We start from the raw sequence: 23,637 nt of genomic DNA on the forward strand, positions 1-23,637 counted from the left end.
AAAAGCTCATTGGCATAAACGGCGTATAAGGGCACACACAAAACCCAACGGTGATTTATTTGCGTGTAGCGCCTTGGGTTTCCTTGGCGTTGAGGATCGCGGTGTATTCGCCGGGGTCCACGCCATTGAGGTAGTAGTTGCCTACATGGTGCAGGCGCCAGCGGATCGGGTCGTGGGTGGTGTGCACCCGGGCATTGCGCCAGAAGCGGTCGAGGTTCCATTTGCTCAGCGATGAACTGGCCCCCAGCAGCGAGAAGATATCGCTGGAGATCTTCAGCGAGGCGCTGTCCGAATGGGCGCGGGCGGTGGCCACCGAAAGGATCAGCTCGTCTTGCAGCTCCTTGTTTTCCGGGTCTTGCTCATGGCGGTCAAATATCCGTGCCGCATCGCGCAGCAGGGATTCGGCGGCGCGCAGGGCCACGGCGTATTCGCCAATTTGTTTGATGATGTGCGGCTCTTCATTGGCATGGTCTACGCCGCTTTCCACCCACGGCCGAGCGTTGTGCTTGAGGTAGTCGACGGCCGCCGACAACGCGCCGGCCGCGATACCGGTATCAATGGCCGCGTGAAGGATCTGCGGGAAGGTCAACCCGGTACGCTTCATTGGGCCCTTGCGGCGTGAAACAAAATCCTCATCCAGCACGATATTGTCGAAGTTCACCGTGCCACTCACCGAGTTGTTCTGGCCGAAGGCGTCCCAGTCGTCCACCAGGGTCAGGCCTGGCGTGTTGCGGTTGAGCAGTACGCCGGCACCGCCGTCATCCGAGGCGGCCGTGAGGGAGATCCATTCGGCGAGGTAAGAGCCCGTGGAGTAAAACTTGCTGCCATTGAGTACGAGGGCGCCGTCCTCGCGGCGTTCGACGCGGGTCTTGAGGGCGAACTTGTTCTTGCCGCCTACCTCGGCCAGGGCGTTGCCGAAACGCTTGCCAGCCAGGACATCGCTGACCAGCCGATCGCGTACTGCGTCCGGGTAACCGTTGAAAATCCCGCGCAGCATCACATTGTGGATTTGCAGCAATTGCCCGACGCCACCGTCGGCCACCGAAATGATGCGCACGGTTTCGACGATGGTCTGCACCGATGCGCCCAGGCCGCCGAAGGCCTTAGGTACACCGATGGCGGTGATGCCGCTTTCGGACAGCAATTGCGCCTGGCGCCAGGGCAGTTGGCCATTTTGCTGGGTGTCGGCGGCAATGCTGGCGATCTCCACGGCGATTTCTCTGGCGGCGTCGATGGCCTCGGTTTCGCTTTGCAGGTGGCGGGCGGGCGCCTGTTCATACGTTGTCATTCATTCATCCTTTGGTTTGCCCCGTTCCTCTATGGCTGTGCGTCATCGTTGACGAACATCGCCGGCAAGCCGGCTCCTGCGGGGAGGTTGGTGTTGGGAGGGCTTGAGCAAGTTCTGCGCCAACGAGCAAACCCCTGCTGTACGGGGGAGGGGGGCGTGCCGGTTTGCTGCTGGGGAAGCAGCGTCGTGAAACGGCTGCTGGAAGAGCAGCAGTGCTGTTGGCAGGCCAGCAGTCGCGTTTGGATGTTTGTTTCCATGTCCTTGTAAACCGGGGCTTTGAGCAATTGGCACGCCCTCTGCAATACCCCCTCCACTGACTTGCCCAATTTAATGGAGCTGCCCATGACGCTTTCCGCTGTCCTGCCCACGCCTGAGCTTGAGCAGATCTGGTTTACCCGTTGTCCGGTGCCGACTGCGTCCGGCATCGCCTATAAGCTGGGCTGGTTGACCGAGGAGTTCGCCCCCGACGGTCTGCCGGTGTCCACCTTGCAGGAGGCGCGTCAGTTGGGCCGGCACCACTATGATCACGATTTGCCGGGGCTGTTTCGCGAAGGCGGCAACGTCCCTGCATTGGCCGCACGTGCTGCGGGTGCGCCGAGCCGCTTGATCGGGCTGACCTGGATCGAGGAATGGCAGACCATCCTGGTCCGCCCGGACTCCGGCATCACCCGTCCCGCAGACCTCAAAGGCAAGCGCCTGGCCCTGCCGGCCTGGGGTGAAAACCGTCCCGGCAGCATCGCCCGCGCCATGAGCCTGCATGGCTATAAGGGCGCATTGAGCCTGGCCGGACTGGGGTTTGATGATGTGGAACTGGTGGAAGTGGCATTGCAGGACCAGGAACAAGCGCCTGACCCGCAGCAAGGTTTGCAGCGCTTGTGGTCCGGCCTGGATTACCTGGTGCGTGGAGAGGTGGATGCGGTTTACGTCAAGGGTGCTTCGGCGGCCGACGCCGCACGCCGCCTGGGGCTGGTGGTGGGGATCGACTTGGACCTGATCGCCGAGCCGCGCTACCGCGTCAACAACGGCACGCCGCGTCCGATCACCGTTCACCAGAGCCTGCTGGACAACCACTTTGACCTGGTGGTGCGCTTTCTCGCGCAAACCCTCAGCGCCGCCGATTGGGCGGCCAACAACCGCGACAGCCTGAACGCCATTCTAGAAGAAGAAACTCGCGCCGGCAGTGCCGGTGTGGCCGAGGCTTATCGCGGTGATTTCCACACCACCCTGGCGCCGGACCTGTCTGCCCAGCGCCTGGAATTCCTCGATATCCAGAAAGATTTCCTCTACCTGCACGGCTTCCTGGAGCGCGATTTTGCCATCGCTGACTGGGTCGACCCGCGCCCCCTGCAAGCTGCCCGTGAACTGTTGGCCAAGCGCCGCGCCTGAATCCGGAGAATCCCCATGACTGCCATTGCCCACACACAACCGATCAGCCAGGAACTGCAAACCTTCATCGACAAGGTCCTGCTGGAAGCAGAAGAAGCCTTCACCGTGTTCCGTGAAACAAACACCATCACCGCCGCTGGGACGGTCGGCTTTATCGAGCGCGTACCTGGCCAGGAACTGTTGGTATCGGTGAACTACGCGGGCCCGTGGAACTACCGCAAACCGCTGCAAGCCACGGTTACCGACTTTGCCGGCAACGTGGTTTTTGGCAAAGGCAAGGGCGGTCTGGGGCGCTACACCAAGCTGTTCCAGCAACACCCGGATGTGACCACCGTGTCCCACGTGCATTCGCCGTACCTGGGCGCCTGGGCCCAGACCCACCGCACCTTGCCATTCCATTACGTGCCGGTGCAGCGCTACCAGTTGGCCCGTGAACTGCCGGTGTATATCGACCGTCGCCAACAGGAAGTGGACTTTATCCTCGACAAGATCGCCGAGAACCCCTTCAACCTGGCGATCCTGGAGGCCAATGGCGGCTCCACCGTGTGGGGCAAGCAAGGCCTGCGCGCTACCGCCGAATTCATCCTGTTGCTGGAGGAGGGCGCACAACTGCAATTGCTTGCCGATGCACTCGGTGGCTCACGGGCCTACGGGCCGGGCGTGTTGACCCAGCAATGGAAAATGAGCGGCCTGTTCGAACAAGCCACGGCGCTGGGCCTGGTCCCGGCCATCGACCGCCGTTAACGCCTTACCAGTTCCCACAGGGTTCTCTATTTCAAGGATGTTTTTTATGGCTGTAAAAATTCTTTGGTACTTGACCACGCCCGATGGCCCCTATCCATGGGAGCCGGAAGGCCGTTGGAACACTGATTTCCAGCACCTCAAGCAGCTCGCCGTGGCCAGTGATCGCCTGGGCTACTACGGTTCGCTGCTCGGTTCCAGCCCCAATGAAAGCCTGGCGGTGGCCGCGTCGTTGATCGACGCCACCCAGCGCCTACGTTTTCTGGTGGCGCAGCACCCGGGCGAGTTATCGCCAGCGGTGTTGGCCAAGTGGGCACTGACCTTCGACCAGTTCTCCAATGGCCGCCTGCTGTTCAACGTGGTTAATGGCAATGACGCGGGCCTGGCGACACTTGGGGTGCACTACCCGCATGACGAGCGATACGCCTTCAGTCTGGAATACTGGCGGGCATTCCAGGGTTTCTATGCCGGCGACACGCGTGGCTATGACGGTGAGTACGTCAAGCTCGCACCGCGTTCGCCGGGCGCAGCCAACCATCCACTGGGCGGCTGGCATCCGCCTTACCAGAAGCCGGGCATCCCGTTGTGGGGCGCCGGAACCTCAGGGCCCGGCGTCGAGCATTCGGTGCAATTGCTCGACGTGTACCTTAGCTTCGCCAACACTCCGCCAAAACTCGGCGACAAGTTTCGCAAAGTCGCCGCTGAAGCGGCGAAGATCGGTCGCGAACTGACCTTCGGCACACGCCTGCAAATCATCGTGCGCGAGACCGAGGAAGAAGCCTGGGCCCACGCCGAAAGACTCCTGCAACGCACCTCGCTGCAAACTGCGCGCAACGCCATCGAGCGCCAGTTGCCGGCCGGTGTGAGCCTGGAAGATTTCCACAGCGACGACCCGCAGACCCAGCGTAACGTCGAAACCATTCGCGCCGGGCGTTTGCCGACCGCGCGTGATCTGGAGATCTATCCTAACGTATGGCTTGGCCCGAGCCTGTTCGGTTTCAATATCCTCGGGCCGGCCGCTGGTACCTACTTGGTGGGCAGCGCGGAACAGGTCGCCGAGCGCATCCGCGAATACGAAGCCCAGGGCACTTCCTCGTTCATTCTGTCTGGCTTCCCGCTGATCGATGAAGCCCACCGCGTGGCCGACCTGCTGTTCCCGCTTTTGGACCTGGACCACGGCTTTGAAGCGCCGCGTCTGGGTGTCAGCCAAAAGTCGCCGCAGCGCCAAGAGGCTTGAACCATGAGTGATGGATTTTCTCGCCGGGTGTTTCTCGGCAACAGCTTGGCCATCGGCGGTGGTTTGCTGTTGGGCGGCTGCGACAGCGGCACGACGACTCAGGGTGCCGCCGTACTGAGCGGTAAGCCCGTCAGCGGTGGGCGCCTGCACATTGGCATTATCGATGGCGATCAGTCTGGCAACCTGGATGCCCATAAACCGGTGGGCGGCGGGATCATTCGTGGCTGGGCGCTGTACAGCAAGTTCTGGGAATGGAACACCGATGTCAGCACACGCCTGGCCCTGGCCGAGTTCGCCGAACCGAATGCCGATGCGAGTGCCTGGACCATCCGCATCAAGCCGGACCTGGAGTTTCACCATGGCAAGACCATCGGCGCTGACGACATGCTGTTTTCGTTGTTGCGCCTTACCGATCCTAAGCTGGCATCGCCGTTTGCCGGCCTGGTCGGTGCCATTGATCGCAATGCCTTACGCAAGCTGGATGAACGCACCATCGAAATTCGCTTCAAGCAAGGCCAGAGCTTCTTCCCTCTGGATGAAACCCTGATCAGCTTTGGCGGCATCGTCCCCACCGACTATGACCCCATCACCAATCCGGTAGGTGCCGGCCCTTATAGGCTCAAGCGTTTCGTACCCGGCCAGCGCTCGTTGTACACGCGGTTTGAGAATTACTACAAACCCGGCCAGCCTTATGCTGATGAGCTGGAAATCATCGAGTTCAAGGACCAGGTCTCCCGTGTTGCCGCGTTGCGCGCCGGACAGATCGATGTGGCCAGCGGTGTGCAGGCCGAGCACAGTGCGTTGCTCAAGGCCGACTCACGCTTGTCGTTGTGCGTGTCGCCAAGCACTTCGTTTACCGGTTTCAATCTCAACCTGGCCAAGCCGCCCTTCGATGATGTGCGGGTGCGCCAGGCGTTTCGCTTGCTGGCGGATCGGCAAGAGCTGGTGGACCGTGGCCTCAACGGTTTCGGTCGCATTGCCAATGACCTGTATTCACCTCACGATCCCACCTACAACCATGCGATTGCCCAGCGGCCGTATGATCTGGAGCAGGCCCGCTCGCTGCTGCGTCAGGCCGGGCAGACGGATTTGCGCGTGGAACTGACCACCATGCCTGGGCCCGGTGTGAACGCCGCGCTGGTGTTGGCCCAGCAAGCGAAAAAGGCCGGTGTCGAGATACGCGTGACCCAAGTGGATGGCGCTGTGTTCAACGGCCCGCAGCGTGAGCAGTGGCAAGTGTCGCCGGGTTCTACGCCTGCGCGGGGTTTCCTGGCTTCGGCACTGCACAACGACGCGCCGCTGGCGATCTACAACCGCAGCAACTTCCATGACCCGCGTTTTGATGACCTCTACCGTAAGGCCCTTGCGCAGCCAGACCTGGAACTGCGTAAAGGCCTGGTACACGAGGCCCAGCAGATTCAACACGAACGCGGCGGATTGCTGATTTGGGGCTTCAACGATGTGCTGGACGCCGCCTCGGTCAAGGTCGGCGGTTTGGCGCCAGAGCAGACCACCTTCGCTTCCTGGCGGTTTGACGAACTGTGGTTGAAGCATGCTTGAGCCGTCAGCCAATCCTCCACGCACGCCTGCTTGGTTGTCATGGTTTATCGGGCGCCTGGGTTACGGCCTGCTGACGGCCTGGGTGATCAGCCTGGTGGTATTCATCGCCACCCAGGCACTGCCATCCGACCCTGCGCGGGTGATCCTCGGCCCGGACGCGCCGCTGGAAAGCATCCTTACCCTGCAACACCAGTTGGGGCTCGACCAGCCAATCCTGTGGCAATACCTGCGCTGGCTCGGCAGCGTCTTGAGCGGGGACCTCGGGGTTTCCCTGGACTCCAACGCGCCGGTCAGCCACATCCTGTGGGGGCGTTTGGGCTACACACTGGCGTTGCTGGCCGGGGTGATTACCCTGGTAGTGCCTGGCGCACTGGCCCTTGGCGTGGCCCTGGCGTTGCGGCGCGACAGCTGGCTGGATCGCTGGAGCCTGTCGTTGCTGATTTTTCTGAAAGCCACGCCGGGGTTTCTGTTGGCGATTGGCCTGGTATTGCTGTTTTCCATGCCACATATGGATTTCTTGCCCGCGGTATCGATCCTGGATCCCGACCTGTCGCTGCTGCGCCAACTCAAGGCGCTGGTATTGCCGATATTTGCCTTGAGCCTCACTGCATTGCCGTACCTCACGCGCATGGTGCGTGCCGCGGTGATCGAGGCGCAGGAGTCCGATTACGTGATTGCCGCCAGCCTACGCGGCATTCCGCAGCGGCGGATTGTCTGGTGCCACACTTTGCCCAATGCGCTGGTACCGGCGATCCAGGGTGTGGCGCTGACCTTGCGTACGTTGATCGGAGGCGCAGTGCTGGCGGAAGTCATCTTCAGCTATCCCGGTATCGGCACCGCGCTGAACGCCGCGATCCAGATGCGCGACCTGCCGATGATCCAGGCGATTGTGCTGGTGATCACCCTCGCGGTGGTGCTGATCAACCTACTGGCCGACCTATTGACAGTGCTGCTTACGCCTAAGCTGCGCACCGCCCGGCGGGTGACCCTGATTCAACGCAACCGGAGGGGAATCACCCCGTGGTGGCGCCGCTCCCGAGGTGATGCATGAGTACCCGTCGATGGTTGGCCGAACCACAAACACGTAAGGGCGCGTTGATCACTCTACTGGTGGTGGCCGTGGCGCTGTTCGGGCCTTGGTTGGCACCTCACGGGTCGACGGACATGGTCGGTCCTGTCTACGGCGCGCCTGCAGGTGATGCGTGGCTGGGGTATGACTTCCTGGGGCATGACGTGCTGTCGCGGTTGCTCAGCGGTGGTTTGTCGGTGCTGTGGATGTCGGTCGCAGCCGCCATCATTGCACTGGCGGTGGGTACTACGTTGGGGTTGCTGGCGGGTTTGTCGCGTCGGCGCCTGGATCAGTTTATTACCTGGTCGGCGGATGTGTCCCTGGCGTTCCCCGACCTGATTCTGGTGCTGCTGATTGTGTCCATGCTGGGGCGCGCACCGTGGTTGATCATGCTGACAGTCTCCATCGCCTTTATACCGGGCGTTATCCGCCTGGCGCGGGCGAGTGCGGTAGCAGTGGCAGGGCAGGAGTTCGTTGAAGCGGCGCAAATGATGGGCTATTCGCGACGCCGAATTCTGTTCAAGGAGATCCTGCCGAACATCCTCACGCCCCTGCTGGTGCATTTCGGCAACATGCTGACCTGGGGCGTGGGCATGCTGTCGGGCCTGAGCTTTCTTGGCTACGGCGTGGCGCCACCCACCGCTGACTGGGGGCTGATGATCAATGAAAACCAGGCCGGCCTGCTGGTGCAACCCTGGGCCGTATTGGCTCCGGCGGTGCTGATCGGTGTGTTTGCCTACGGCACCAATATTTTGGCTGAAGGCATCGGCCGCAGCAGCGCAAGGCTTGGAGACAGACAACCATGAATGCGATTACCGAAATCGACGCCGGGGTGTTGCAGGTCCGCGACCTGCGGGTTGAATTGCCGGGGCAGGTGGATGTGGTGTCGGGCATCTCGTTCAGCCTGGCTGCCGGGGAAATTCTCGGTTTGGTGGGTGAGTCGGGCTCGGGCAAGACCACCTTGGCGACTGCGTTGCTGGCACATGCCCGGCGCGGTGCACGGATTGTCGGCGGGCAGGTGCACGTAGGTGACCAGGCATTGTTGAGCCTGGAAGGCGAAGCCTTGCGCCGTGCCCGTGGCAGCCTGATCGGTTATGTCGCCCAGGACCCGGCCACCGCGCTCAATCCGGCACTGCGCATCGGTCACCTGTTGCGTGAAACCCTGGCGGCGCATCCTTCTGGGCTTGACCGCGAGGCGCAACAGCAGCGCCTCATCGAGACCCTGCGTGACGTCGGCTTGCCGGACGATCACGGGTTTCTACGGCGCTTTCCCCATCAACTGTCCGGTGGCCAGCAGCAACGGGTGATGCTGGCGCTGGCTTTTGTGCTGCGCCCGCGCCTGATCGTGCTGGACGAGCCGACCACTGCGCTGGACGTCAGCACCCAGGCGCATATCCTCGCCACGCTGCGTAGGCTATGCAAAAGCCAGGGCGTAGCGGCGGTGTATGTGTCCCACGACCTGGCGGTGATCAAGGACCTGGTGGACCGGGTGATGGTGATGTACGCCGGGCGCATCGTTGAAACGGCGACGCGGGATGAGTTGTTCAGTCGACCGTCCCATCCCTATACCCGAGGGTTGCTGGCGGCGATTCCGGATGTGGCGGGACGGCGCGAATTGACGGCGATTGCCGGGCATGCACCGGCGCCGGGGCGTCGGCCCCAGGGGTGCAGTTTCGGGCCGCGTTGTGAGCGGTTTACGGCTGGGTGCGCGGTGGCTGAGCCGTTATTGCAGATGAACGCGGCCGGTCGTGGGGTGGCTTGCCTGGCGCCTCACGATCAGGCGTTACAGGTCAGGGCACTCGCGCCAATTGCGGCCTTGAAGGGGCGGGTAGAACTGCCACTGTTGTCGGTCAGTGGCTTGAACGTCGCCTATGACCGGCAAGTGTTGTTCGATGTCTCGTTGCAGGTGCAGCCGGGTGAATGCCTGGCGATTGTGGGTGAGTCGGGCTCGGGCAAGACCAGCCTGGCGCGGGCTATTGCTGGCCTTGGGGAGAATGCCGAGGGGGCACTGGACTACGCCGGCCGGCATTTACCGTTGCACGCCCGCCAGCGCGATGCAGGCCTGCGCCACCAGATTCAATACATCTTCCAGAATCCATATCGCGCGTTGAACCCACGGCAAACCGTGTACCAGACTCTGAGCGCGCCACTGGCGCATTTCTTCGGCGTGAAAGGGGCGCCAGCGCGGGAGCGAGTGGAAGCCGTGCTCAAACGTGTGTCACTGCCGGGATCAGTCGCCGGCCTCTATCCCCACAGCCTGTCAGGTGGCGAACGCCAGCGAGTGGCCATCGCCCGTGCGCTGTTGTGCGAGCCCAGGTTACTGATCTGCGATGAAATCACCTCGGCATTGGACGTATCGGTACAGGCTTCGATCCTGGAGCTGCTGCGCCAGCTACAGCGTGAAGGGTTAACGATGTTATTCGTCACCCACGACCTGGGCGTGGTGCGGGCAATTGCCGATCGGGTTCTGGTGTTGAAGGTCGGAAGGGTGGTGGAGCAGGGGGCCGTTGATGATGTTTTGGATCAGCCGCAGGCGCAGTATACGCGGACGTTGTTGGAGCATTCGCCATCGTTGAGGTGAATGGCACTGCTGCGCAGTGATCGCCGGCAAGCAGGTCCCTACAGGTACACAAAGCCCTTGTAGGAGCCGCCTTGCCGGCGATGGCATCTGCCGTCGTTAAGCAATTTTCGCCTTGCGCCGCAACGCCTCTTCACGCACCGCGGGGATAATCCACCGCCCATAATCCACTGTGTCGTACAGCGGGTCATAACCACGGTTCAAAAACGTGGTAACGCCCAGGTCCACATAATCCAACAGCGCCTGTGCCACTGTTTCCGGTGTACCCACCAGCGCCGTAGTATCGCCATAAGCGCCCACCGCAGTCGCCGTCGGCATCCACAACGCGCGATCATGACGATCACCCAACGCCGCAGCTGCTAACAGACGTTCTGAGCCGGTGCCTTTGATCCGCTTCTGCCACGGACTGCCTGCGGCAAACTGTGGATTGGCCTTGATCTGCTCCAGGATCTGCTCGGCGCGTTGCCAGGCCAATGCCTCTGTCGCTCCCAAAATCAGGCGCACCGACAAACTGATCCGTGGCGCTTCAACACCCGCTGTTAATGCAGCCGCCTTCAGCTTGGCAATTTGCTCAGCCACGCCGCTTAACGGCTCGCCCCACAGCGCATACAGGTCCGCGTGCTTCACCGCGATCTGATAGGCAATGTCGGAAGAGCCGCCAAACGAGATTGGAATATGCGGCTGTTGCAACGGTTTGACCGGCGAAAACGCACCCTTGATGTTGAAGTACTCACCTTCGAAATCGAACGGCTCTTCGGCCGTCCAGGTGCGTCGCACAATCTCCAGATATTCATCGGTACGCCTGTAGCGTTGGGTCTTGTCCAGCAGGAAGTCGCCTTCCTGTGGCTCGGCTGTGATGCCGGTAATCGCGTGCAACCGAATGCGCCCGCCGCCAGTGGTGTGGTCCAGCGTGGCAAACGAGCGGGCAGCGACGGTTGGCGCGGTGAGGCCGGGGCGATGGGCGATCATGAAGCCCAATCGCTCAGTGTGCGCCGCCGCATACGCGGCAATTTGCAGGCTGTCGGCACTGCCGGGGCCGCTGGCGATCAGCACACGGTCGAAGCCTGCATGTTCATGGGCGCGGGCATGGTGACGGATAAAGTCGAGGTCGAAATCCGGGCTGCGAACGCCACGGGTTTCGGACCACTGGCGAGGGAAAATCATGCCGACAAATTCGATAGACATAACGTGCTCCTGGTGCGGATCAGAATTGATAGTCGACCTGGGCCAACAAGGTGCGGCCAGGCATGGGTTGCAAAAAAGTGTTGGTGGAACCGGCCAGTCCGCTGACGAAGTTCAGTTCATTGGTCAGGTTGAGCACCCGTAACGTGGTGCTCCATTGCGGTTGGCGGTAGTACACGGCGAGATCGAGGTTGTATTCGTTCGGGATCTTTACGGTCTTGCTGAGGTTCAGGTACCAACTGCTGGTCCACCAGCCTGAAAGTTCGGCGCCAAAGCCTGAGTCGAAGCGGTAGTCGACATACCCGCTGGCGGTGTATTCAGGAATCTGCACCGCGTCGAAACGCCCGGACGGCCGCTGGTTGAGGCTATTGTTATCGCCGAACACTGTGCCGTTGTCGGGAATGAACCCCGCTGAGGCAAATCCGGCCTGGGAGGTGAACTCGTTATAGGCGTTGAGCTTGGACAGGTTCAGACCGCTGCGAAGGTGGTCGTCCGGTTGATAGCGCACGGTGGCTTCCACACCCTTGATCATCAGCCGCGCGATGTTGTTATTGCTGTCAGGTGCCTGGTCGCGGGCTTGCTTGAACGCCGCCAACGTCATGAACAGCTGGTTAGGCACTGCTTCGACCTTTACCCCGACTTCATGTAGCACGCTCAAGCTCTGGAACGCCAGCGGGTTGAGCTGGTTGGCGCCACTGCCGCTGCCCCAGCCAAGGCCGTTGGAAAAGAACCCGGTGTTGACCGCCAACGAGCGGTCGAAGGTGTAGTACAGCGTGGTGTTTTCAGTCGGTTTTACATACGGGCTGACCTGGAAAGCAAACAGCCGGTAATTGTCGCTGTCCTTGCGCCGGTTGCCACTGGCGAGTACGAACGGGTTGTCGATCTCGGCCTCGATCCAGCTGCGGCTGGCGCCAATATTCAAGCCGAAATACTCGCCGTACTTGAGGTTGTGCTGGCTGAACAGGGTTTTGGTGGTCCAGGTGCTTTCAGCGGTGTAGGGCGCCACCGATTCGGCGTACAGGCCGTGCCCAGCTTCATACATGGGCGGCAGGTTGAGCCAGCCGTAGTAGTTGGAGTATTGCGGCACGCCGGGTTGTCCGATCCAAGCGCCGTTGCCGCCGGCAGGGTTGCTGGCGTTGAGGCCGAGTAAGTCACCAGGGTTTTTGCCGGAAGGGTCTTGGGTCAGGTCATAGGCATTAATGGTCGAGCCAAAGCTGTTGTTCGCAGCAATCGACTGGTTGAATTCGCGGCGGTAGATCAAGCCGCTGTTGCTGTCATCGCGCAGGGTCCAGCCGCCCAGCTGGGTCTCGTTGCGCGAGCGGAACTCGAAGCGGTTATCGAAAATGTTGTCCTTCGATTGCACCTGGAATGCGCCCACGGCATCGGTGATGTCTTTGGAACGTTCATAAAACATGCTGTTGGCTACGGTGATAGTCGGCGACAGGTCGGCCTCGATACGCAGTTGCGTGGTGAAGCGCCGCGAGCTGCTTTCGTCCTCTTTGCGCTGCCCGGTCTGTGATGACAGCGACTGCTCGCCATTGCCCGCCAGCGTCGGGTCATACACCCAGCCACGCAGGCTGCCGGGGTTGGCCTGGGTATTCGGTGAGGCAGTCTGGAAGCTGCCGTCGACCACACTGTATTGGCCCTGGGCGTTGCGTTGGCGTTTTACCCAACCGAGTGTTGGCGCATCGGCGGCGCCCGAAGCCAGCACCGGCGACCACAGGGTACTGCCGTTCTGGATAATCGGTGTGGCGCGCCCGGCGTAGTATTTGCCGTCGTCTACCAGGCCCTGAGTAGCGCGGTTCCAACCGTGGGTGATGTTGTAGTCGTAGTAATTGTCGTAGCTGGCGTTCCAGTCGACGCGCACGTTGTCGTTGCGCCAGGCCAACGCGCCATAGAAGGCGTCAAAATTGTTCTCGACATTGTCATAGAAGTCCTCCTGGCGCTGCTTGGTGATGCTCACGCGGTAGGCCAGCTTGTCACTCAGAGGCCCGGTGTTGTCGATACTGAATTTATTGGAACTGTGAGAGGTGCCGTCCGGAATCCACGATCCCAGTTCGCCGCTGAGTTTGGTCTTGAACGCGTTGAAGTCGGGTTTCTTGCTCAGGTAGTTGACGTAGCCGCCGCTGCCGGATACCGAGCCGTAGGTCACCGAGGACGGGCCGGCAACGATGTCCGCACCTTCATAGGCGTTGAAGTTGGCGGGGTGGCGCACGGCGTAACCACGCTGGCCGTCCTGGAAAATCTCCGAACCCTGGCCACGAAACTGCGGTGCGATACCCGCGTTTTGCCCGCCGCCCCGAGTGATGCCGGGCGCATATTTGACCAGGTCATCGGCGCTATGGATCGCCCCGCTCGCCAATTGCTCGGCGTTGATTTGCACCACGGAACGCGGCGTGTCCAGCACTTTGGTTTCCGTGCCACCGTACACTGAGGTCGGCGGGCGGGTGGGCAGTGCGTCGTCATCCGACTCGCTGGCACTTGCCTGCACGGTCACGGTTTGCAGTTGGGTATCGGTGGCAAAAGCCTGCAGCGGCAGGGTGACTGCCAGCAGCAGGGGTAAACGCAAGGCGATAGCGTGCATGGCAGAAATGACTCCTGTCGAAAATTGTTATCAATGTGATGCCCCGTAGGCGTCCGGTTGATCCGCGCAAGGCTTGGGGCCTCATCGCCGGCAAACCGGGCTCCTACGGGGAGTGATGTGTCAGGCCGTGTCTTTGAGCCAGAGCTTCTCGAAGCGCCAGGTGCTGAACAGCGACTCTTCTGCCTGGGCCCCACCGACGCGCGTGGAAACGCTGTCCAGAAGGTCGGCATACCCCCAGATCAACATGCCGCCGCGTTCGTACTGGATCTGCTGCACCTGATGCACCAGAACCTTGCGCTTTTCCAGGTCGGGCTGGGCCATGGCGGCGAGGAACAGTTCGCTGAATTGCGCGTCGTTGAAGTGGGTCTTGTTGGATACCGCAAAGGGGGCGTCGGTGTGGATTGCACTGGCGAGGAACGGTGCACCGATGCTGCCGCCGGTGCTCAGGGTCCAATCGTTTTTCAGCGGGCCCTGGAAAGTGGCGAGGTCTACTTGCTTGACCTTAAGGGTGACGCCGATGCGCTTGGCCTGCTCAGCCAGCACTAACGCTGAACTCAAGCCTGGGCCCGGGGTGGTGATCAGTTCCACCTCGAGGTTTTCCTGGCCGGCGTCCTTGAGCAATTGCGCTGCGCGCTGAGGGGCATACGGTCGCGGGCCAAGGCTGTGGTTGAAGGTGGGATCACTGGGCGCATACAAATCATTAGCCACTCGGCCCTGGCCATTCAGTGCGCGGTGTACCAGTTCTTCACGGTCGGCCAGCAAGCGAAACGCCTCGCGCACCCGCGGGTCGTTGAAGGGCGGCTTTTCCAGATTCATATCGAAGGACAGCCAGTTGCCGGTCACCGATTTGATGATCTTCAACCGTGGGTCCTTCTCCAGAATCGGCAGCTGTTCGGTGGGCATCGAGTTGGCCATGTCGATCTGCCCGGCGCGCAGTGCGGCGAGGCGTGAGACCTGATCCTTGAAATCGATGATTTCCAGCTCGTCGGCGTAGGGTTTGCCCTCCTTGTAGTAATTCTCGAAACGCGTGAACAGCGAGCGCTGGCCAGGGGTAAAACTTTTCAGTTTATAGGGGCCGGCACCCACCGGATTGGTGACCGGGTGGTAATCCACCGGCACGATTCCGCCGAAGTTGACCCAGGTTTCGGCCAGCGGCATATAGCTGCGGCCGTCGCGAAAGTTCAGGCGCACGGTGCGGTTGTCGAGTTTGACCAGGTTGTCGCGGTCTACCCAGTGCAACAGTGCCGCATACGGCGAGGCCAGTTGCGGATCGGTGAGCCGGCGGATCGAGAACATCAGGTCGTCGGCGTCAATGGTCTTACCGTTGTGGAACTCCAGGCCCGGACGCAAGCGCAGGGTCCAGGTGCTGGCATCCGCGTTGGGCTCGGCAAACTCGGCCAGTGCCAAGCGCGGCTGCATGTGCTCATCCCACTCCCACAACTTGCTGTACAGCGCAAAGCCGCGAACGATGCCGCTGCCCACCGGTTTATGCGCGTCCAGGTTGCCGCTCTGGTTGCCGTCGAGAATCCCCAGGCGCAGGCGGCCGCCGTAGCGTGGCTGGTCGCTGCCAGCGGCGGCAGCCGGTGCGTCATTCAGGCCGCAACCCGCCAGCAGCAGTGCGCCGCCGGCGGTCGCGCTGTAGCCGAGAAAGTCTCGACGGCTCAGCAGTAAGGTCATGGTTTCAGGCTCCGCCGTTGGCCGAGTGCAGTTCGCGCACCGGCTCCAGGGGACGGCTCAACACTGAGCGTTCGCTGCGAAAGTGCGGCAGGATATGCTCGCCGAGTCGGTAGGCTTCTTCCAGGTGCGGATAGCCGGCGAGGAAGAACAGGTCGATGCCGAGGTTGTTGTATTCGCGAATCCGCGCCACCACGTTTTCATAACTGCCTACAAGCGCGCAGCCCGGTGGGATGCCGATATAGCCGAAGCCAGCCCACACGTTCGGGTGGATAAAAAAGTCTTCGAAACCCTGCGCCTCGTTTTTCTCGGCAAAACCGTGCTCGTAGCTCAGTTTGCGCGCGGTGCGCAGCCCTGCGTGGGCGGCGACGGCCTTGACCGCGCCACGGGCGATGCCTTCCTCGAAGAAACGCTTGGCTTCAGTGCGCGCCAGTTCTTCGGTTTCTCGGGTGATCACATCAATCGACAGGCCGAAGCGAATATCGGTGCGCCCCCATTTCAACGCACGTTGGCGCAGGTCGGCGATCAGAGCGGTGATTTCATCCGGGTGCTCGGCACGCATCAAGTAGAAATCCGCGTGCTTGGCGGCGAACTCCCGTGCAGCGATGGATGAGCCAGCCGTGCAGATAAGCGGCAACTGCGCCTTTTTCAGCGGCGCGCGCAAGCCCCCACCGTCGGCCTTGTAAAATTTGCCATCGTAGTGAAACGACTCGTTGTGCCAATAGCCCTTGACCACGTCCATGAATTCGGTGGCGCGCTCGTAGCGTGCATCGTGGTCGCTGTAGTCGCCGACCTGGCGCTGGATTGCGTCCGAGCCGCCGTTGATGATGTTCCATACCAGGCGGTTGCCGGTGGCGCGTTGGTAGGTCGCCGCCTGCTGCACGGCCACCCATGGGGTGTAGTGGTAGGGTTGGAACGCGGTGACAAATTGCAGGGTACGAGTTTCGCGGGCCAGCAGCGAGCACACCGTCCACGGCTCTTCGCCGCTGGGCGCGTTGACCATCAACACACCGCCGAACTTATTGATCTCGGCGGCCTTGGCGATCTGGCCCAGGTAGTCGATGTAAGTGAAGTGGTCGCCCACGCTGAACCCGGACACAGCCCCGGTGCTGTCGGGACCGCCCCGATGCCAGTCGCCACGGTTACGCGGGTCGCCCGGCAGGAACTGGGTTTCGCCGTGTAGCGGCAGGCGAGTAAAAAATTCGATGCTCATGCAAGCCTCCTGCTTACTGCGCGGTTGGGGCGCAGACTGGGGTGATCGGCTGGTCATTGATGACTTTGTGGGCGAATGGGATCGAGTCCTTGAGCGAGGCATTGACCGTCGCGCTGTGGCCCAGGCCTTTGTACAGGTGGCCTTCGACTACGGAACCGGCGTTGCAGGCGTCCTGCATCAGCTTGACCTGGGTCGCGGCGGCTGGGGTGACGTCTTCGGCACCGGTACCGATGAACACCGGTTTGGACGTTTTCAGGGTGGGGTAGGCGACTTGCGCGAGCCACGGCGCGAGCTGTTTGCCTTTGTAATCTTTCTTGGTGTTGGCAATGCTCAGGCCCAGGCCCTCCACGTCGCCTTCTAGAGCGAACAGACAGCTAGTGCGAGCCTGTTCGAAGATGGGCAGCGCCTTGTCGGTGTAGAAGTCCGCCGGGTTGATGCTCGGGTCGTATTGCTGGGCGGCGAGCAAGGTATAGAAGCCGTAGGCCAGGGTCGGGTCGACTTTATTGCGCACTTCCTCGCTGGGGTTTTTCGCGTAGTCGAGGGTGTAGATCACGCCGGTGCCGATGCTGCCCTTGACGCCAAGGTCCGGGGCGTAAGTGGCGGCATAGGCCGCTGCGGCAAACGCGCCTGCCCCGCCTTGGGACTGGCCGACGATCAACACCTTGTCAGCCAACCCAGGTACGCCTGCAACTACAGCCTTGGCGGCGTCGAGGATGCCGTAGGCGGCCATGCGGCTGTTCAGCAACGGGTGGCCGCCGGGTACGCCGAGCCCTTGGTAGTCGGTGGCGACCACCGCAAACCCTTCTGCCAGCCAGCGGTTGAGGTACGCCACATCGCGGTAGGAGCGACCTTGCCAGGACGGCGCACACACATCTGCGACGCCAACAGTGCCATGTCCCCAGGTTACGACCGGCCAACCGCCGGCCGGCGGTGTGCCCTTGGGCAGGAACAACGCGCCGGAAACCACTACTGGGGTTTTATTATCGATGCCATCGGTGGAGGTGTAGAGGATGCGTTGCGCGCTGGCGGCGTTTGCCAGGCTGATGGTCTTGTCCAGCGGTTCGCTGCGTAACAGCTTTCCGGGAATGGCCGGAATGGCCTTTTCCCAGGTGTAGAACGCCGAGACGCGGCCATCACCTTGTAGTGGGTCCGTTTTTGGGGCGTATACGTCAGCGGCGAACGCGCTCATGGACAAGGCCAGTACGCTGAGACCGAAGGCGAAAGAATGTGGCAGTTTCATTATCAATTTCCCTATCAAGGATTGGTGCTGACCTGGCCACGCAGTGCCGGCCAGTAGTCGGTGAGTTTCAGGTCGATCAAAGCCTGGTTGGTAAAGCCGGTAGCCAGTGACGGGCCGATGTCATAAGTGTCGCGAATCAGATGGTTGGCCAGGGCGTAGGCGGTGAGGGCCTGATAGTGGGCCTTGAGTTGCGCATCGCTTTTCGGCGCCCAGCGTTCCTTCCAGGTCACTGGGTCGTTTTGGTCGTCGCGGCGCAGCACGCTTTCAGCGGTACCGGCACGGGAGGACAGTTGGTAATAGGCATCCTGGTTTTGCGGTTGAGAAATCCACCACGCTGCCTTGACCCAGGCGGTCGCCAGCAATTGGGTGATGTCTGGATGCTGCTGCACGAAAGACTCGGTGCCCCATAGGTCGGAGATCAGGCGCCAGTCATTGCTGCCCTGTTTGGTCGACCAGATGATCTTGCCCACGCCTTTGTCTTCCAGGGCATAGGCCTCGCTGAGCAACACAGCTGCATCGACCTTGCCGGCAGACACCGCTGCCGCGCCGACCTGCGGGTTGAGGTTGGCGATCTTGAAGTCATCGAGTTTCAGGCCTTTGCTGGCGAGGAAGTTGCTGAATGCGAACTCCCAAGGCCGGCCACGGTGCAGGGCCAAGCGCTTGCCCTTGAGGTCTTCGATGGTCTTGGCGCTGGAGCCTTCGGGCACCACCAGGTAAATGTTGTTACCACTGCCGCCGGGCACGATCAGCTTGCCCGGCACACCGCCGGCACCGGCGATCACTGAGGGCAGGTCTCCGCGTACGGCGAAGTCCAGGCTGTTGTTGCTGAACCCTTCGTTGATCTGCGGGCCAGCGCCGGCGTGGGGTAGGGCGATCCATTCGAGTTTCACCCCGCGCTCGCGCAGTTGGGCCTCCAGCCAACCGTCTTCGATCACGCGGCCGGCAATCCCGCCAAACACTGGCTTGCCACCTTGCGTGTAGGCCACGATAGCGATTTTTACCGAGGCCGGGGCAGCCGACTCGGCGAGCGCCGCGCTGCTTGCCAGTAGGCCGAACAGAGCGATGAGGCTTCTGTGCCAGAAATTTCTCATGAGGTTTCTCCCTACCTGAATTCAAAACCCTTTGTAGGCGCGGGCTTGCCGGCTCCTACAGGGGATGGTGTTGGGAGGGAGAGAGCAGATTGCATGCCAGCAGCTGGAAAAATCGCTCTAGACCGCGTGCTGCGTGGGCTGCCGCGTTTGAGGTAGCAATGGCCTGTCTGATCTGCTGCTGGTGGACGAACACGTGGGTGCTGGCCCGTTGCTGCTCCAGCAGCAGTGGGAGGTCATGTTGTTGGTATATGTGATAATGGAATATATAAATATTAATTTATAATTAAATGGTCTAGAAAACTTCATGCACTATTGAGCACGCGCTTTTACTGCCAGGAACGCACCATGTCGCTGATCACCCATCCCAATCCTCGCGAATTGACCAAGTCGGTGCGTGCCACCGTGCTGGTCTTCAAGGACCCGCGCTCCCAGGAGTTACTGTCACGTATTGAACGTCTGGCACCCAGCGAAGCCAATACCTTGATCATTGGCGAGACCGGGACCGGCAAGGAATTGGTCGCACGGCATATCCATCATCTGAGCCGTCGCGGACGTGAACCTTTCGTGGCGGTGAACTGCGGCGCGTTTGCCGAGACCCTCGTGGAAAGCGAATTGTTCGGCCACGAGAAAGGCGCGTTCACCGGCGCTACCACCCAGAAGGCCGGTTGGTTTGAAGCCGCCGACGGCGGCACGCTGTTTCTCGATGAGATAGGTGATCTGCCGTTGAACATGCAGGTGAAGTTGCTGCGCGTTTTGCAGGAGCGCGAAGTGGTGCGCCTGGGCTCGCGGACACCGATCCCGATCAATGTGCGGCTGGTGGCCGCCACTAACGTTAACCTTGCCGATGCCGTCGTTGCAGGTAACTTCCGCGAAGACTTGTTCTACCGTCTGCACGTCGCCACCATTCGACTGCCGCCTCTGCGCGAGCGGCCGGGCGATATCCTGCCCCTGGCGGAATTTTTTCTCGAAGAGCACTGCCAGCGACTGGGGTACAACCGCGCCACGTTGAGCATCGATGCTGAGCGAAAGCTGTTGGAACATAGCTGGCCGGGCAATATCCGCGAGCTTGAAAATGCCATTCACCACGCCTTGCTGGTGTGCCGCAACCAGTTGGTGCAGCCGCCGGATCTTCATCTGGTGGACATGCGATCCTCGGGTATTCGCCAGGAAGAGGCTACCCATACGCCAGCTGCCCTCAGCGGCCCCGTGGACTTGGAAACGGCCCTCAATGCGTTATTCGAACAGAATATTCCTGACCTTTACGAGCATATTGAAGAGACGATCTTTCGTGCTGCTTACCGGTACTGCCATGGCAACCAATTGCAAACTGGGCGCCTGCTCAATATCAGTCGCAACATTGTCCGGGCACGACTGGAAAAGATTGGTGAGTTGGGAGCGTCAGCGAGAATTTAACTGATCTATCCGCAACTAAAGCAATGGTCGTTTTTGATCGTTCATGCGAGTAGGCGATTGGTTGTACCTGACGCCTCAGTCGCTATGGTGCAAGGTTATATCCTCATGTTTTTTTAATATTTCTTGTTATATGGCGCGAGCAGTAAAGTACTGTTAATTCCTTCATGGCCGCCATTGGAAATTGTCTATGAACATCCCGCGCGGACACCCCAGCCCGATTTTGACATTGCCTCAGGGCGATAAAGATCCTCTTTCAATCCGAGCGAAAGCGCTGGTATTTGCCGACCCCCGGTCTCGGCAGTTGCTGGAGTATCTGCAGCGGGTGGCGCCCAGTGACGCGCCAGTGTTGATCAATGGAGAGACGGGCACCGGTAAGGAGTTGGTGGCGCGCTACATCCATTCGAGCAGTGGCCGCACTGGCGCTTTTATTGCGGTCAATTGCGGTGCGATCAGTGAGACCCTGGCTGAAAGCGAGTTTTTTGGCCATGAGGCCGGTTCGTTTTCCGGAGCTGTCGGTCGGCGAGCCGGCTGGTTCGAGGAGGCAGATGGAGGGACACTGTTTCTCGATGAGATTGGTGATCTGCCGCTGCCTTTGCAAGTTAAATTGCTGCGTGTCCTACAGGAACAGGAAGTGGTTCGGGTCGGCTCGCGCAAACCGATCAAGATCAACATCCGATTGGTGACGGCTACCAACGTCAATTTGGAACAGGCCATTGAAGCAGGCAATTTTCGGCTCGATCTGTTCTATCGAATAAACGTCGCCCAAGTGGAAGTTCTGCCGTTAAGGGCACGTCCCTTGGACATTCTGCCGTTGGTGGAACACTTCAGGAAACTCTACAGCGCCCGCCTTAAAATCAATGAGCCTATGCTTTCGGAGTCGGCTACTCAGGCGCTGCTCGATTATCCCTGGCCGGGGAATATCCGAGAGCTCGAGAACGTTGTTCACTTGGCTTTATTGGTGGCCGGCGACAGACCGGTCCGCCCCGAGCACTTGAAGTTCTCGGCAGGCCTTAGTGCATTGCAAGACGCAAGTTCCAACGGGGTGCAAAAGCTTCCTCAGGAAGTGCTTCGCGAACAGTTTTTGCGATTGTTCGACGTTCCAGGTGATTCGCTCTTGCACGATATTGAGGAGCTGATGGTTCGCGAGGCTTTTGCCTACTGCGATTTCAACCAGTTACGCACCGCGCAACTGCTGGGTATTACCCGCAACGCCATGCGCACCTTACTGGTCAATCACGGCATGCTCAAAGGTCGAGCAAAACCCTGATCTGCGTTCAACCTTGTTTGACCTGGCTGGGTGGGTTACCTATACGGCGTAGCTGAGGCAGCAACTGCGCGCCCAGGTGAATCGCTTCCTCCAAATGGGGAAAACCCGACAGAATAAAACTGTCCACCCCCAACTGGTGGTACTCCTCGATTCGCTCTGCCACCTGCGCATAACTGCCGACCAACGCTGTTCCTGCGCCGCCGCGTACCAAGCCTACCCCGGCCCAAAGATTGGCTGACACCTCAAGTTCCCGAGCGCCGCGCCCACGGCCCTGCATCAACTGCGTCTGCCTGCTTTGCCCCACCGACTCATATGCCGCCATCTGCCGTTGTGCATGGTCAATGGTATCCGTTGGGATTTCTTCCAGCAGCCGTTCCACGTGGGCCCACGCCGCGTCGTCAGTGACAGCGGCGAACACGTGCAGACGTAGACCGAAGCGCAGAGTACGGCCTTGGGCGGCAGCCAGGTCACGCATGCGTTGGATGCGTTCGGCGATCATGACCGGCGGTTCGCACCACATCAGATATGTTTGCCCATGGGCCGCACCGACACGCTCGGCGGCTTCGGAGGCGCCGCCAAAGTAAATTGGCGGTACGTGTGCGCCTGGCGCAATCGGCGTTTGAATGCCACTGCGGTAGTAACGTCCCTGATGCGCGGGCGGTTGGGCTGCCCACACGGACTGGAACACCTGCAGAAATTCTGCGGTGCGTGCGTAACGTTCATCGTGTTCGAGAAAATCTCCGAGGGAGCGCTGTTCAAAACGGCTGGAGCCGGTCACCACATGCAACGCCAGACGATTCTCGCTGAGCAGTTGCAACGTCGCCGCGCGGTGGGCGGTATAGGCTGGAAGCTCGGTGCCCGGTCGCAGCGTCAGGAGGAATTTCAGGCGGCGCACTTCCTGGGCCAGCACCGCAGTGATCAGCCATGGGTCTTCAAACCCGGCAGCGGTGGGCACCATGATGCCGTCGAAGCCGGCCTGCTCGGTGGCGCGTACGATCTGGCGCAGGTAGTTCAGCGTCGGTGCACGCTCGCCTTGCTGGAACAATCCGACCTTTGGCAAGCCGCTGCTGGTGAGGTGACGGCCATCGCCATTGGTGGGTAAAAACCAGTCCAGTTGGATCGGTGGGCGTAAATCATCAGTCATGGTGCAGGCGCTCCTTGCGCAAACCCTGTTGGAAAAGCAACGGTAAAACCTGTTCGCCAAAGCGCAGCACTTCGCTGACTGACGGCCCGCCCTCCAGGATCAGGTGATTCAAGCCAATTCCGTGCAGTTCTTGCAGGCGTGTAGCGACTTGTTGCGGGGTGCCCACCAGGATCAGCGGTTGGCCGGCTTCCCTTTGCAGCAGGTTGGGATGCACTTCCCACTGGCGCAGCGGGTGGCGTGCACGGGGCAGGGTGGCCAGGGGTTCTTCGGGCAATTGAGGAGCCGATAATAAAGCGGCGGCGGTCTCCCAGGCGAGGTCTTCGCTGTCGCCGAGGATCAACCCAAACGTGCAGGCAAAGTCGAGCGTAGGTTGGACCTGTCGCCAGTGCTGTATCTCCTGGGCCAGTCGTTGTGGATGGCCAGGCGCTAACAGGCAGGTCTGGGCATGTGCCGCCACCAGCGCATGGCTCTGGGTGTCGTCCAGTAGCAACGATGGGGCGGGTATTTCGCGGCGGGTGAAGCCGGCGTTCTCCAGTTGGAAATAACGGCCCTGATAGTCGAACCCGCCGGTGTTGGAAGCCAGCAGTCGTTGCAACAGTTCCAGATATTCGCCAATGCGTTCGCTGCGTTGGTCGCGGTTGAGCCACTCCCCAAAGGCACTGTGTTCGCTGTTGGGTAAATGTAGCCGCACACGGTGGCCGCTGATCGACTGCAGGCTTTGCAGGGTAGTGGCCAGCGCGGCTGGCAGCATCACTTCCGGCGGCACGCTCACCGACAACTGCACGCTGCGTGTATGCGCGCACAAGGCTGCCGCCACGCCCAGGCTGTCGGCACATAACACGCCGCCCGGAATCCAAAGGCCATCGAGCCCGGCGTATTCCACAGCCTGGGCCAATTGAACCCATTGTCCCGGCCGCGCCGCCCAGTCTGGGGTACACAAGGGCATCAACCAGCTGAATTCCAGGGGCAT

18 protein-coding genes are annotated in these 23,637 nt (G+C 60.9%); 9 read left to right on the plus strand and 9 right to left on the minus strand.

Translation table 11 applies throughout. From position 1 onward, the window contains the following. Window positions 1-55: 55 nt before the first annotated feature. On the minus strand, window positions 56-1,288 hold the full coding sequence (locus tag ACODSV_RS01785) for an acyl-CoA dehydrogenase family protein (RefSeq protein WP_150054163.1): 1,233 nt from the start codon (window positions 1,286-1,288) through the stop codon (window positions 56-58). A 342-nt stretch (window positions 1,289-1,630) separates the two neighbouring features. Here ACODSV_RS01785 and ACODSV_RS01790 point away from each other — a divergent pair, with 342 nt between their 5' ends. The 7 genes from ACODSV_RS01790 to ACODSV_RS01820 are packed head-to-tail and all read left to right on the plus strand — an operon-like array spanning window position 1,631 to window position 9,862. Beyond that, window positions 1,631-2,674: an ABC transporter substrate-binding protein gene (locus tag ACODSV_RS01790; RefSeq protein ID WP_150054162.1), complete on the plus strand. Its 1,044-nt coding sequence runs from the start codon at window positions 1,631-1,633 to the stop codon at window positions 2,672-2,674. Window positions 2,675-2,689: 15 nt separating this feature from the next. After that, window positions 2,690-3,418: a class II aldolase/adducin family protein gene (locus ACODSV_RS01795; RefSeq protein ID WP_065927638.1), complete on the plus strand. Its 729-nt coding sequence runs from the start codon at window positions 2,690-2,692 to the stop codon at window positions 3,416-3,418. 46 nt (window positions 3,419-3,464) lie between these two features. Next, window positions 3,465-4,652, plus strand: coding sequence for an LLM class flavin-dependent oxidoreductase (locus tag ACODSV_RS01800; protein ID WP_093545111.1), 1,188 nt, complete (start codon window positions 3,465-3,467; stop codon window positions 4,650-4,652). 3 nt (window positions 4,653-4,655) lie between these two features. After that, on the plus strand, window positions 4,656-6,212 hold the full coding sequence (locus ACODSV_RS01805) for an ABC transporter substrate-binding protein (RefSeq protein WP_150054161.1): 1,557 nt from the start codon (window positions 4,656-4,658) through the stop codon (window positions 6,210-6,212). Further along, on the plus strand, window positions 6,205-7,263 hold the full coding sequence (locus ACODSV_RS01810; protein ID WP_093545117.1) for an ABC transporter permease: 1,059 nt from the start codon (window positions 6,205-6,207) through the stop codon (window positions 7,261-7,263). Before ACODSV_RS01805 ends, ACODSV_RS01810 begins: the two co-directional genes overlap by 8 nt. After that, window positions 7,260-8,087 (plus strand): ABC transporter permease, encoded by an 828-nt coding sequence (locus ACODSV_RS01815; RefSeq protein ID WP_150054160.1) that lies wholly within the window; start codon window positions 7,260-7,262, stop codon window positions 8,085-8,087. Before ACODSV_RS01810 ends, ACODSV_RS01815 begins: the two co-directional genes overlap by 4 nt. Further along, entirely contained in the window at window positions 8,084-9,862 is a 1,779-nt protein-coding gene (locus ACODSV_RS01820; protein ID WP_150054159.1) for a dipeptide ABC transporter ATP-binding protein, read from the plus strand. Before ACODSV_RS01815 ends, ACODSV_RS01820 begins: the two co-directional genes overlap by 4 nt. Before the next feature lie 96 nt (window positions 9,863-9,958). On the opposite strand, the gene ACODSV_RS01825 is transcribed toward ACODSV_RS01820, so the two are convergent. From ACODSV_RS01825 to ACODSV_RS01850, 6 genes are all read right to left on the minus strand, one after another. Further along, window positions 9,959-11,044 carry an LLM class flavin-dependent oxidoreductase gene (locus tag ACODSV_RS01825; RefSeq protein WP_150054158.1) on the minus strand — a complete coding sequence of 362 codons (1,086 nt, stop codon included), beginning with the start codon at window positions 11,042-11,044 and terminating at the stop codon, window positions 9,959-9,961. 19 nt (window positions 11,045-11,063) lie between these two features. Beyond that, the gene (locus tag ACODSV_RS01830) at window positions 11,064-13,625 is read right to left on the minus strand and encodes a TonB-dependent receptor plug domain-containing protein (protein ID WP_150054157.1); all 2,562 of its coding nucleotides are present in this window, start codon (window positions 13,623-13,625) and stop codon (window positions 11,064-11,066) included. Window positions 13,626-13,745: 120 nt separating this feature from the next. Continuing rightward, entirely contained in the window at window positions 13,746-15,302 is a 1,557-nt protein-coding gene (locus ACODSV_RS01835) for an ABC transporter substrate-binding protein (RefSeq protein ID WP_150054156.1), read from the minus strand. 4 nt (window positions 15,303-15,306) lie between these two features. After that, window positions 15,307-16,512 carry an LLM class flavin-dependent oxidoreductase gene (locus ACODSV_RS01840; protein ID WP_093545135.1) on the minus strand — a complete coding sequence of 402 codons (1,206 nt, stop codon included), beginning with the start codon at window positions 16,510-16,512 and terminating at the stop codon, window positions 15,307-15,309. Between the two features lie 13 nt (window positions 16,513-16,525). Then, complete coding sequence (locus ACODSV_RS01845; RefSeq protein ID WP_150054155.1) at window positions 16,526-17,752, minus strand: alpha/beta hydrolase family protein; 1,227 nt, start codon at window positions 17,750-17,752, stop codon at window positions 16,526-16,528. A 14-nt stretch (window positions 17,753-17,766) separates the two neighbouring features. Next, complete coding sequence (locus tag ACODSV_RS01850) at window positions 17,767-18,843, minus strand: ABC transporter substrate-binding protein (protein WP_150054154.1); 1,077 nt, start codon at window positions 18,841-18,843, stop codon at window positions 17,767-17,769. Window positions 18,844-19,188: 345 nt separating this feature from the next. Here ACODSV_RS01850 and ACODSV_RS01855 point away from each other — a divergent pair, with 345 nt between their 5' ends. Both ACODSV_RS01855 and ACODSV_RS01860 read left to right on the plus strand, forming a co-directional pair. Then, window positions 19,189-20,256 carry a sigma-54 interaction domain-containing protein gene (locus tag ACODSV_RS01855; RefSeq protein ID WP_093545144.1) on the plus strand — a complete coding sequence of 356 codons (1,068 nt, stop codon included), beginning with the start codon at window positions 19,189-19,191 and terminating at the stop codon, window positions 20,254-20,256. 187 nt (window positions 20,257-20,443) lie between these two features. Continuing rightward, window positions 20,444-21,523, plus strand: coding sequence for a sigma-54 interaction domain-containing protein (locus tag ACODSV_RS01860; RefSeq protein WP_043205148.1), 1,080 nt, complete (start codon window positions 20,444-20,446; stop codon window positions 21,521-21,523). Between the two features lie 7 nt (window positions 21,524-21,530). On the opposite strand, the gene ACODSV_RS01865 is transcribed toward ACODSV_RS01860, so the two are convergent. Next, window positions 21,531-22,667, minus strand: a complete 1,137-nt coding sequence (locus tag ACODSV_RS01865) for an LLM class flavin-dependent oxidoreductase (protein WP_150054153.1) — start codon at window positions 22,665-22,667, stop codon at window positions 21,531-21,533. Next, window positions 22,660-23,637, minus strand: a complete 978-nt coding sequence (locus ACODSV_RS01870) for an LLM class flavin-dependent oxidoreductase (protein WP_093545150.1) — start codon at window positions 23,635-23,637, stop codon at window positions 22,660-22,662. The genes ACODSV_RS01865 and ACODSV_RS01870 overlap by 8 nt, the downstream gene beginning before the upstream one ends.

Source organism: Pseudomonas sp. FG86, assembly GCF_057808775.1.

Coding starts and splice junctions, on each gene's coding strand:
- ACODSV_RS01785 (WP_150054163.1), bottom strand. CDS start 1,288: ATGACAACGTATGAACAGGCGCCCGCCCGCCACCTGCAAAGCGAAACC.
- ACODSV_RS01790 (WP_150054162.1), top strand. CDS start 1,631: ATGACGCTTTCCGCTGTCCTGCCCACGCCTGAGCTTGAGCAGATCTGG.
- ACODSV_RS01795 (WP_065927638.1), top strand. CDS start 2,690: ATGACTGCCATTGCCCACACACAACCGATCAGCCAGGAACTGCAAACC.
- ACODSV_RS01800 (WP_093545111.1), top strand. CDS start 3,465: ATGGCTGTAAAAATTCTTTGGTACTTGACCACGCCCGATGGCCCCTAT.
- ACODSV_RS01805 (WP_150054161.1), top strand. CDS start 4,656: ATGAGTGATGGATTTTCTCGCCGGGTGTTTCTCGGCAACAGCTTGGCC.
- ACODSV_RS01810 (WP_093545117.1), top strand. CDS start 6,205: ATGCTTGAGCCGTCAGCCAATCCTCCACGCACGCCTGCTTGGTTGTCA.
- ACODSV_RS01815 (WP_150054160.1), top strand. CDS start 7,260: ATGAGTACCCGTCGATGGTTGGCCGAACCACAAACACGTAAGGGCGCG.
- ACODSV_RS01820 (WP_150054159.1), top strand. CDS start 8,084: ATGAATGCGATTACCGAAATCGACGCCGGGGTGTTGCAGGTCCGCGAC.
- ACODSV_RS01825 (WP_150054158.1), bottom strand. CDS start 11,044: ATGTCTATCGAATTTGTCGGCATGATTTTCCCTCGCCAGTGGTCCGAA.
- ACODSV_RS01830 (WP_150054157.1), bottom strand. CDS start 13,625: ATGCACGCTATCGCCTTGCGTTTACCCCTGCTGCTGGCAGTCACCCTG.
- ACODSV_RS01835 (WP_150054156.1), bottom strand. CDS start 15,302: ATGACCTTACTGCTGAGCCGTCGAGACTTTCTCGGCTACAGCGCGACC.
- ACODSV_RS01840 (WP_093545135.1), bottom strand. CDS start 16,512: ATGAGCATCGAATTTTTTACTCGCCTGCCGCTACACGGCGAAACCCAG.
- ACODSV_RS01845 (WP_150054155.1), bottom strand. CDS start 17,752: ATGAAACTGCCACATTCTTTCGCCTTCGGTCTCAGCGTACTGGCCTTG.
- ACODSV_RS01850 (WP_150054154.1), bottom strand. CDS start 18,843: ATGAGAAATTTCTGGCACAGAAGCCTCATCGCTCTGTTCGGCCTACTG.
- ACODSV_RS01855 (WP_093545144.1), top strand. CDS start 19,189: ATGTCGCTGATCACCCATCCCAATCCTCGCGAATTGACCAAGTCGGTG.
- ACODSV_RS01860 (WP_043205148.1), top strand. CDS start 20,444: ATGAACATCCCGCGCGGACACCCCAGCCCGATTTTGACATTGCCTCAG.
- ACODSV_RS01865 (WP_150054153.1), bottom strand. CDS start 22,667: ATGACTGATGATTTACGCCCACCGATCCAACTGGACTGGTTTTTACCC.
- ACODSV_RS01870 (WP_093545150.1), bottom strand. CDS start 23,637: ATGCCCCTGGAATTCAGCTGGTTGATGCCCTTGTGTACCCCAGACTGG.